General features: G+C 36.5%; 14 protein-coding genes and 2 pseudogenes. 15 read left to right on the forward strand and 1 reads right to left on the reverse strand.

Annotated elements, in window-relative coordinates; all coding sequences use genetic code 11:
- From BM146_RS18220 to BM146_RS18270, 13 genes and pseudogenes are all read left to right on the forward strand, one after another.
- Positions 1-197: transposase (locus BM146_RS18220; protein ID WP_177201744.1), on the forward strand; the 197-nt coding region annotated here is incomplete at its 5' end.
- A 434-nt stretch (positions 198-631) separates the two neighbouring features.
- Positions 632-1,543 (forward strand): hypothetical protein, encoded by a 912-nt coding sequence (locus tag BM146_RS18225; protein WP_083413651.1) that lies wholly within the window; start codon positions 632-634, stop codon positions 1,541-1,543.
- Between the two features lie 646 nt (positions 1,544-2,189).
- Positions 2,190-2,456, forward strand: a pseudogene (locus BM146_RS20240) (N-terminal phage integrase SAM-like domain-containing protein); the annotation flags it as partial.
- Positions 2,457-2,474: 18 nt separating this feature from the next.
- On the forward strand, positions 2,475-3,203 hold the full coding sequence (locus BM146_RS18230; RefSeq protein ID WP_278308532.1) for a site-specific integrase: 729 nt from the start codon (positions 2,475-2,477) through the stop codon (positions 3,201-3,203).
- A gap of 87 nt (positions 3,204-3,290) precedes the next feature.
- Positions 3,291-3,620 carry a helix-turn-helix domain-containing protein gene (locus BM146_RS18235; protein ID WP_074892030.1) on the forward strand — a complete coding sequence of 110 codons (330 nt, stop codon included), beginning with the start codon at positions 3,291-3,293 and terminating at the stop codon, positions 3,618-3,620.
- Between the two features lie 37 nt (positions 3,621-3,657).
- Positions 3,658-4,522: pseudogene (locus tag BM146_RS20465) on the forward strand (BRO family protein).
- A 42-nt stretch (positions 4,523-4,564) separates the two neighbouring features.
- Positions 4,565-5,323: a hypothetical protein gene (locus BM146_RS18245; protein ID WP_074892032.1), complete on the forward strand. Its 759-nt coding sequence runs from the start codon at positions 4,565-4,567 to the stop codon at positions 5,321-5,323.
- A gap of 694 nt (positions 5,324-6,017) precedes the next feature.
- A complete protein-coding gene (locus BM146_RS20245; RefSeq protein WP_278308533.1) occupies positions 6,018-6,206 on the forward strand; it encodes a transposase domain-containing protein in 189 nt (62 codons plus the stop codon).
- Positions 6,207-6,417: 211 nt separating this feature from the next.
- Positions 6,418-6,594, forward strand: a complete 177-nt coding sequence (locus BM146_RS19735; protein WP_177201745.1) for a hypothetical protein — start codon at positions 6,418-6,420, stop codon at positions 6,592-6,594.
- Positions 6,595-6,793: 199 nt separating this feature from the next.
- Positions 6,794-6,994, forward strand: coding sequence for a helix-turn-helix domain-containing protein (locus BM146_RS18255; RefSeq protein ID WP_074892034.1), 201 nt, complete (start codon positions 6,794-6,796; stop codon positions 6,992-6,994).
- Between the two features lie 26 nt (positions 6,995-7,020).
- Positions 7,021-7,245: a DUF3791 domain-containing protein gene (locus tag BM146_RS18260; protein WP_074892036.1), complete on the forward strand. Its 225-nt coding sequence runs from the start codon at positions 7,021-7,023 to the stop codon at positions 7,243-7,245.
- Complete coding sequence (locus BM146_RS18265; RefSeq protein ID WP_074892038.1) at positions 7,242-7,796, forward strand: DUF3990 domain-containing protein; 555 nt, start codon at positions 7,242-7,244, stop codon at positions 7,794-7,796. The genes BM146_RS18260 and BM146_RS18265 overlap by 4 nt, the downstream gene beginning before the upstream one ends.
- A complete protein-coding gene (locus BM146_RS18270; protein ID WP_074892040.1) occupies positions 7,793-8,032 on the forward strand; it encodes a hypothetical protein in 240 nt (79 codons plus the stop codon). The genes BM146_RS18265 and BM146_RS18270 overlap by 4 nt, the downstream gene beginning before the upstream one ends.
- Positions 8,033-8,263: 231 nt before the next feature.
- Here BM146_RS18270 and BM146_RS18275 read toward each other — a convergent pair whose 3' ends face one another.
- Entirely contained in the window at positions 8,264-8,611 is a 348-nt protein-coding gene (locus tag BM146_RS18275) for a helix-turn-helix domain-containing protein (protein WP_026662860.1), read from the reverse strand.
- A gap of 183 nt (positions 8,612-8,794) precedes the next feature.
- Here BM146_RS18275 and BM146_RS18280 point away from each other — a divergent pair, with 183 nt between their 5' ends.
- Complete coding sequence (locus BM146_RS18280; protein ID WP_074892042.1) at positions 8,795-8,989, forward strand: hypothetical protein; 195 nt, start codon at positions 8,795-8,797, stop codon at positions 8,987-8,989.
- Positions 8,990-9,148: 159 nt separating this feature from the next.
- Complete coding sequence (locus tag BM146_RS18285) at positions 9,149-10,006, forward strand: BRO-N domain-containing protein (protein WP_074892044.1); 858 nt, start codon at positions 9,149-9,151, stop codon at positions 10,004-10,006.
- Positions 10,007-10,208: the final 202 nt, after the last annotated feature.

Here is a 10,208-nt window from a genome sequence, read left to right on the forward strand (position 1 = left end):
ATGCGAACTTAAAGTACAAGTACGGCAATAGACATTTCTGGTGCAGAGGCTATTACGTAGACACTGTAGGTAAAAATGCAAAGAAAATAGAGGAGTACATAAAGAATCAGTTAAAAGAGGATTTAGAGTACGACCAAATGACACTAAAAGAGTATATTGACCCGTTCACGGGTGAGCCGGTAAAGCAAAACAAATAAAAATGAGCCCAGGGGGCTCTGTAGGAAAATGATGTTGCGGCTGGCGAACCATTCGGCGAGTCTTTAGACTCAGTGCCGGCAACAGGCCCTTATAGGGCCAGAACAAACCACCGGCTAAGCCGGTGGTTCTGATTCGTATTATACAGATATTTGTTGCCATTACATCTGATAAAGCTCTGGATATGAATGTAATTATCAATGTTGGGTATAAGCTTCCTTGCTGCATGGGGGATAGTGATATTGTAGACCATTGGTTGCGACAAGAAGAGAGAAGAAATCAGTAAGTAAAGTGGATTTAATTGAATAATTAAGCTGAAATTTCGTATGATCAGTATATAATAGAGCATAAAAACAACAAGAAACAAGAAATAACACAAGAAAGTGTTGCGTATTAACAAGAAAAACGTATAATAACAAGAAAAGGAGAAAAACAGATGACAAAAAGTGGACTTATAAAACAAGAGATACTGGTATTGTTGGCCGATCACAGTATGCATTCTGTACAAGAAATGAAAGAGTATTTAGTCGATAGGAAAATTGGAGAATACTCAGAGGGACAGTTTGCGGGTGCACTTAATAGCCTGCAAAAGAATGGACTGATAGATAAAACAGAAAGGGGAGTTTACATAATGGCAGAAAAAAACGAGAGCAATCAAAGGAAATGCTTTGTTGTATCACCTATAGGTGAAGAGAATAGTGATATACGTAAAAATGCAGATCAGTTATTTAATCACATTATTAAGCCTGTTTGTGAACAATGCGGTTTTAAGGCAGTGAGAATTGATCATGAGAATACACCAGATTCTATAACACAAGGTATTCTTGATTGCTTAGATAAAAATGAATTGGTTATTGCTGATTTGACAGGACATAACCCCAATGTTTTTTTTGAAATCGGGTATCGTGCGGCTAAAGGTAAACCAATAATTCATTTAAAACGTAAAGGCGAAAGAATTCCGTTTGATATAGCGGCAATTAGGACATTTGAATATGATTTGACTGATTTAGATGTTGTGGCGGAAACCAGAAAAAGATTAGAAAAGGCAATATCTGGTTTTGTGTATGAAAATGATATGGGCGATGAGGAAGATATAGATAATGTGGATGGAAGTGGTAGGATTGTCTCTGCGATGAATGAAATTTTGTATAAAATTGATTGCCTTAGTGAAGAAATTAAGAAAAAAGATCAAGAGAATATTAAGGCTGTCATTGAAACGTATAGCGGGATGACACAGGCAAATGATAGTATAGAGAATCAAATGCTTAAAATACTGTTGCCGGAATTATTAAGAAATCCACAAGCAGCGGATGCACTAATTAAGTTAAGCGAGAAATTTAAAGAGTAAGATTCTGACAATAGAATAGCTTCTTGTTTATAGACAAAAAAGGATGCTTCCCCAAGACAATGATTTAGTTGGAGATAAATGTATTTATAAAGACTTAGGCAATCAAATAGATGTTAAGTTTGATTCTTTAATTAGGACTTGCTATATATCTGGACTTAGACCACAATGTTTTTAAAATAAAGGAGAATAAAGACACAATCAATAGCAGCATTCAGATATGGCCTTCTGTTTAGAGAAGAGACGACTGTCTTGAATACTATAATAAATACATCTTTTGGCAACACTTTGGCAACAAAAAATCAGATAGTCAGAATAAAATGTGGAAATGAGATAAAAAGTTGCCTCATTTTACGCCAAAACTAAATAGATATGTTTAAGAAAAGCAGAGAATCTATAGAGATGGAGTAGAACTGATAAAAGGCTTTACAGCCCGCAAATCCTAGTATTTATAGGGTTTGCGGGCTTTTTGAATTTTAGTGATACGAAAATGATGAATTGTTCCAAGTGGTTTGCAGGTTACGAAACGAGTAATTTCATTTCTGTTATATTTGTTTTTTGATGCATATTTTTACAAAGGAGAAATAAATTATGGCAGCATATTTTAATCAAAAAACACAGAATGTGATGCAAATTTTCTTATAGGGATTTTGAAAATAATTCAAAAAAGAAAATGAAGCGTGGATTCAAAACCGAAGAAGATGCATTAGCATGGGAGAAATTGTATAAGGAACATTGTAAAAAAGATATGTCAAAATCTTTTGGCGAGTTCCATAAGAATTATGAAAGTGACATAAGGCCTAGAATTAAGGAAAGTACCTGGCGGACAAAGGAGAATGTGGTTAAATATAAAATTCTTCCTTATTTCAAAGACATGCCGATGAGCAGCATCAAGCCTTTGGATGTTTTGAAATGGCAAAACGAGTTGTTTAAAATGCATAATACAAAAGGAAATGAACTTTCCGGAACTTATCTAAAGACGATACAATCTCAATTGAGCGCAATATTTAATCATGCGGTACGACATTATGATTTAAGTAGCAATCCTGTTAAAAAGGCAGGATCTATTGGAATCGTTCGAGCGAATGAAGTGAACTATTGGACAAAGGAAGAGTATTTAAAATTTATTGAGTGCATGAAGGAAAATAATAAATACTATTATGCTTTGGAAATACTTTATTGGTGTGGTCTTCGAACAGTAGAGGTGTTAGTACTGAATGAATCAGATTTTGATTTTGTAAATCATACGATATCGATTACAAAATCTTTCCAGATAATAAATGGAGCAGAGGTTATTACAAAACCTAAAACAATTAACGGGATAAGAACTGTTACTGTGCCAGTGTCGTTAAGCGAACAATTGAAAAAATATGTAGATCAAGAAAGCAAGGGAGAAAGGATATTTCCGTATGCAAGACAAAGACTATACAAGGAATTCAAAAAGGGAATTGAGATATCCGGAGTAAAAGATATACGCCTACATGATTTAAGACATAGTCATGTTTCACTATTAATTCATATGGGATACAGCGCCTTTGAAATAGCAAAAAGAGTGGGACATAAAAGTGAACCGGTTACATATTACTATGCTCATATGTTTCCGGGTGTGCAGGAGAATATGGCAGAGAGATTGGATGCGGAGAGAAGTGATGACAACGAATAATTCTATTGACAGTACTATTTTATAAGGATATAATTCGCATATACGTATTATATATGCTAATACGGAGGGTGATTAGGAGGATGGAAAATGACAATTAGTGAACGTATTTTTAAATTGATAGAAGAACGTGAGATTACCCAAAATGATTTTTCAAAAGCCACCGGTATTGCGAAAAGTACCATTAGTGATTGGAAACGTAAGAAAACGAACCCGTCTGCGGATAAGATAATGATTATATGTAAAGTATTAAATATAACACCATACGAATTGTTGCAGGACACGGTTCAATCTGTAGAGGAGTTGGATTATCGAGTGGTTACAAAAGGCACAAAGGAGTATGATCTTTTGATTGAAATGGAAAGTCTTAGGAAATCGCAAAAAGAAAGATTGTTGGGGTATATTGAAGCATTGAAATAATAGAAATGGACAATATTATAAGCTGGAGGAAATAAAGATGGCAAATGATAAAGTTAATTTGTTTGAAAATCAACCAATAAGGACAGCGTGGATAGAGGAAGATGAGGAATGGTATTTTTCTATTGTGGATGTAGTTGGAGCATTGACAGAACAGTCGGATTTTGATAGTGCTAGAAATTATTGGAAAGTCTTGAAAAGCAGGCTTAGAGAAGAAGGGAATCAGTTGGTTACAAATTGTAACCAACTGAAAATGAGGTCTCCAAAAGACTGAAAAAATATAATACCGATGTTGCAAATGCTGAGCAGTTGCTTCGCATAATCCAATCGATTCCGTCAAAAAAAGCAGAACCATTTAAACTTTGGCTTGCAGAGTTGGGGCGGGAGCGAATTGAAGAAGTAATAGATCCGGAATTGACTATAGAACGTGCTCTGGAAACATATGTTAAAAAAGGATACTCCCGAGAATGGGTTAATCAACGTTTACAAGCTATTCAAGTAGGGAAAGAACTTACAGATGAATGGGAAAGCCGAGGTGTAAAGAAAGGTGCAGAGTTTGCAATTCTTACAGACGAAATATCAAAAGCTTGGTCCGGCATGACTACAAGAGAGTATAAGAACTTTAAGGGGTTAAAGAAAATCCTCGTGATAATATGTCAACGCTCGAACTTGTTCTTAATATGTTGGCTGAAGCTACTACTACAGAAATATCAAAGAAAAAGCAACCGGAAACATTTGAAGAAAACCGAATAGTTGCAGTTGAAGGTGGCGAAGCAGCGGGAGAAGCGAGGAAGGCCGTGGAAAAGCGTACTGGCAACTCTGTTATTAAGTATAAAAATGCAGCGCAACTACAAGAACTCGTTGCAGGGCTGATTGAAACGGATATTAGAGATGATATTGAGTGATAGAGGTAGAAAACAGCTTCTTTTCAGAAAGGAAAGTGAAATATGAGATACGTGGATTGCTTTTTTAATACTATTATTTCAATACAAGAGTTTATAGAAAGGTTTGAAAAATGGTATTCAAAGAAAAGAATAAAATTATCTTGGGTTTATATATTGAGTATTATTGGCGGATGTGTACTGATTGTAGGTAAACAGGTAGTAATAGGAGAACTTGTATTTATATTGGGAATGGTAATGGCGAATATTGAAAATATTATTGGCTGGAAGCATTCCGTGAGAAGATGGTTAAAAATATGTGTTATTTATAATTTGTTTTTTTCAGCCATTTTAGCGTGTACGATACAAGGACAAATCAAATATCCTATATTAACGCTTCTTTTTGTTGGATTATATTTATTTGTATGGGTTTTTTTATCATTAATATCTAATAGCAAGGTGGCTTTATTTGTAAATGAAATAGTATCTGGAATAGCTGCTACTTTATTTACAATTGGTACATATCTTATTAGTATGGCTTTGAAAGGCTTACCGGCGGCTAGCGATTATAAACTATATTATTATACGGATGAAGCAGTAATGCATGCATTAGAAAATGGAGAGACATCGGCGTGGGAATTTTTAGGAATAACGTTTTTGGAACAGTTGGAAATAGGTTTTTTATCGTTCCTTCCAGTTATTGGAGTGTCAGCCATGTGTATTATTATGGTTAAAATAAAGATTTATTGGATGGAAAAAAATAAAGTGTTTGAACCAGAAAAAAGGATTGGCTTGAACGATGAAAAAGTTGTAAATGTAGATTAAAGAAGCAACTTTAAGTTTGTGAGAAATCATATAAGATCTGATTGACATGAAATAGAATTATTAAATCTGACAGTATAAAATTTAAGGAAATAGAATAATAGTGTGTTATTTGGTATAATGAATAGGCTTACTTGATGGAGACGAAAAGAATTATCAGGTATCAGGTGTTTAGAATTTTAATACCTTTTCACTTGAAACTCACGAATATGACAAATAAGACAGGGGGAGAAATTTCCGAAAATTAACGATTTTGCAATGACAAGCAACCAGAGACAAGGATGAAATCCTTGAGCTGGAATAGACGATAAAATGTGAGAATCCGCTTAAACAGTGGGTTCCCATTTTTTGTGGTTGCAAAATGGTTGCAATTATTTTGTATTCACTTTTTTTAAGAATCTTACGCCGGATATCATGACCGGCATCAATCACTCATTCGAGTAATTTTCACATATACAACTATCTACAAACATTTTCGGATTTTCGAAAATCATATGCCACATAGCTTTTGAAAAAGATAGAGAAAATTTAAGTAATCAGTTCTGACTCGTTCCAAATAGTAGGTGAAAGAGGAAGATTTTTACTTTGATTTAGTAATGAGGGAAAGCCACCCCCCAAGGCCTTTGTTACAGGCCGAAAGAACTGGCTGCTCTCAGACTCGGTTGATGGCGCAGAGGCAAGTGCTCTTACTTATTCCATTGTTGAGGCAGCAAAGGCTAATGGTGTTGATGTTTACTACTACCTAAAATATCTTCTCATGAAATGTCCAACATCTCTGACTTGTGATGAAGAACTTGAGAAGCTTTGTCCATTGAATCCCGAATGTAAAGAAGCTCTGGATGAGCTTCAGCGTCAACATCAGAAAGCAATCTTCGATGCAATGTAATCTTTATCATATGTGAATTGTCAAGGTGCTCCAGTCTCTATGAGGCTGGGGTATATTTTATGGGCAAAAGCCCTTGTACCTGTTAACATGCATTGCGGGATAGTGCAATCCGCCGGATTATTTTGCGCTTACGAAAAAACACGGTTTCAGGCCTTTTTTTGGTTATCGCTTCTAAAATGCTTCTAAGGCAATAGTTGACAGATCACTTCTTATGGCTAATGAAAAGGGCGTGAGAGTAGTAAACTGCGCTCTGCTTTTCATAGATAAGGATGTAGAACCACAGCTTATCTGTGACAGGCTTCAGATTAAGAACTGCGCAAAAGTCTCCTGCACAGATGAACAGGAAAGTGCTGTTCATACTGTAGCTAAGAACGTTGCTATGGTGTGATCACTCAAACCTGGTGAGAATGGTGGAGAGTCCGGAGGCATTATGGGCATGATGGGCTCAGTATTTGATGTTGTAAAGCAGGTGGCAAATACAAGTATGATCAATGTAGAGAAGCATATCATGTAATTATAGCTGAGTACACATTGATGCAATGCATAAAATATGATATCATAGTGTCACAAGAATGAGGTGATATTGTATGGATATTGCGAATGAAGTAAGAAACCTTAGAGATGAGATGGGAATGAACCGTAAAGAGTTCTGCGAATACTATGCCATCCCATACAGAACTATGGTCGATTGGGAAGCGGGTAAACGTAAGATGCCGGAGTATCTTTTTAGATTGATGGAATATAAGGCTCGGATTGAGCAGTTGATTACAACTGATGTAGCTGAGTGAGGGCATGCCTGATGGAGGAAGACTTAATGAATACTAGGGAAAAAGAAGTCTTAAATATGCAGTTAGTTCTGATACCTATGCTGGCAGAAGCATGGAAGTATTCATATTCTGAGCTTTCAAAGTTGTTCAGAAAATATAATGTTCTAAGTTATATTGATACATGTTATGAGAGTTATAATTCTACGGGTAATCAGGGGATAATTGAGGATTTAAAAGAGTATATTGAAATGCAGGGAGGTCGCATCGATTGAAGAATCTATATCATGGGACAATATCTTTGTTTGATGAAATCGATGTAAATGCGGGTCGAGGATATAAAGATTTTGGCAAAGGATTTTATGCGACAGCAGTGCCAACGCATGCGGAAAGAATAGCGATTAGAAATAAGAATATAGCTGAAAAGAGAAGAGAGTACCTTATAAAAACGCAGAATATTAAAATAAACCCTATCATAGCGTATAGATACAACCTTATCTTTGATGAACAAGTTGAGGGGCTGTTGGTAAAATCATTTACTAAAGCGGATAGCGAGTGGTTAAGGTTTATTATTGCAAATAGAAACTGCAAAACCAGCACGCATGAATATGATATAGTGATAGGCCCTACAGCTGATGCAGAAACAACTGCTATTATCAATCAGTATTATGACGAACTGGTTCAAAATGATTTTTCGGAAGAAATATGTGAGAAAGTTATTTCAGAGTTAAAGCCTGAAAACTTACCGAAGCAATACTTCTTCAGAACCGAAAAAGCAGTTAAGACACTGTCGTTTGACAAGTTGAAAAGGCAGGTGGTTGGATGATAACAAGTTCAGAACAAAACAGGATCATTAGGGAAACGTCAGCCTATTTAGTGGAAAAGATCATGGAAATTAAAAAATGTTCCAGAGATGAGGCTGTGGAGTTACTGATGGAGACCACAGTATATGCAGCATTGACAGATCCTTCAACGGAGTTGTTTTTAGAATCAAGAGAATCAGTGCTAGATTCTTTGAAAGAAGAGTTTGAAGGGAGGCCGGAAGCGCTATTACTGTTGTAAGTGCAGTTTTGATGAGGGTTATTATGTGCCATGCATTTGAAGAGATGTTAAATGATGCTATAAATCATGGTATTGAAATTAAGTGTAAATGAACTTGAGTGACATATGTGTCATAGGGCAAAGCAGATTATCCTCCAAGAGTTAAACTGTTTTATCCTAAAAGAATTAAATAGAACATAAGTAACAGACCTTGAAAAGGACTAACGAGGCTCCTTTCCAAGGTCTGTTCTTTTAGCTTATGCCTGCTATTTTGTTTGCGTATGCAATTAACCGTTTTCTCGTTTCAGTTTCCGGATTTTGACATAATTTGATGATTTCGAATAGTTCCGGATCTGATGCTCTTGATATGGTATAGGATATGGGGCTGGAATCATCGGTAAGGTTCATCAGGTATTCTTTGGAAGTATCCAAAACCTGAGCAATTACTTCTAAAGTTTGTATAGAAGGTGTTCTAGCGCCTGATTCGTACCTCAGATAAGCAGGTTGAGAGAGCTGCATTCTTTTGGCTGCTTCCATCTTGCTGATCCCAAGTTTTTCTCTGCACTCTTTTAATCTGTTTATATTCAGTGAAATACTCATACTTTCTGAAAACTCCTTTGAAAACAGTATTTGATTTCGTTGTTATCTGTTGATTATACCATTGGAATATGATACCATCAACACATACCAATGGTATACTGAAGAATAAATTTAGATACAAAAGCAAATTCTCTGACATTGGAGGGGATGAAGGCTTTGCTGGAGCGGATGAGGAGGAATCAAATGATGGCACCGAATATAAAAGATATGGAGAACAGACTGAACACATTGTATTGGACTGATTCTGAAAAGTACATGGAATTATTGGATGTGATAAAAGGAATGGGGTTTAAAGTCTATCGAAATACTAATGGAAAGCATAGGGTGCGGATGGACATGAGCAATGCTTTTGGCGGTATATTCAAAGACATATTGTAATGCTGATATGTAAGGGGGTATGGTATGAACCGTTACCCAAAACAGAATACTATTTTGAAGGAGAGGATTATATAATTAAACATGATGGTAAAATTGACATGCCAGATGATATAATGCGTTTCATTTGAACAAAATGTCAAGTAATGAGGAATAAGAAAAATGGGGAATGATAAAATACAGTTATTTGAAAATCAGCCGATTAGGACAGCGTGGGTTGAGGATGAGGAAGAATGGTATTTTTCGGTTGTGGATGTGGTAGGGGCTTTGACAGAAAGCGCCGATGCAACTGCTTATTGGAGAAAGCTTAAGCAAAGACTAAAAGAGGAAGGAAATCAAACCGTGACAAATTGTCACGGTTTGAAAATGACTGCCCAGGATGGCAAAAAGAGATTAACAGATGTAGCCAGTACAGAACAGCTGCTCCGTATTATCCAGTCCATCCCATCAAAAAAAGCCGAGCCATTTAAACTGTGGCTGGCACAGGTTGGCAGGGAGCGAATTGAGGAAGTAATCGATCCGGAGTTGACAATAGAGCGTGCTCTTGAAACGTATGCCAAGAAAGGCTATTCAAGAGAATGGATCAATCAACGTCTGCAGGCAATTCAGGTGCGAAAAGAGCTTACTGATGAGTGGGACAAGCGAGGAGTCAAAAAGGGCGTTGAGTATGCTATTCTAACAGACGAAATTACAAAGGCATGGTCTGGAATGACAACAAGGCAGTATAAGAACCTCAAAGGCCTGAAGAAAGAGAATCTCAAGGATAATATGTCCACATTGGAGCTGGTGCTTAATATGCTTGCAGAGGCAACTACAGCAGAAATCTCAAAGGAGAAGAAACCGGAGACTTTTGAAGATAACCGCATTGTGGCAAACGAAGGTGGTGCAGCAGCTGGAGAAGCCAGAGCTGCTGTTGAAAAAAGAACAGGTAAACCAGTTATAACCAGCAAGAATGCAAACGAACTGCAGAACCTGGTTACCGGTCTTATTGAGGATGTCGGAAAACATAACAATAATTAACGACTAAGAAAGAAAGCAAATTAAACGTATCTACGAAATCAAAGCATGAAAAAGGGGCTGTCGCATTAGATTAAATCAATCTGGGCGATGGCCCTTTTTCAGGCCTAAAAATCGGTACTTATATCTGCTTTCTGCTCATATCTCATATTTTTAGAGTAACTTAATAGTCCGAAGATATCTTCGGATCAGATACAGGAGTTTG

Origin of the sequence: Butyrivibrio proteoclasticus, assembly GCF_900115735.1 — a bacterium.
GTDB classification, from domain to species: Bacteria; Bacillota; Clostridia; order Lachnospirales; family Lachnospiraceae; genus Butyrivibrio; species Butyrivibrio proteoclasticus_B.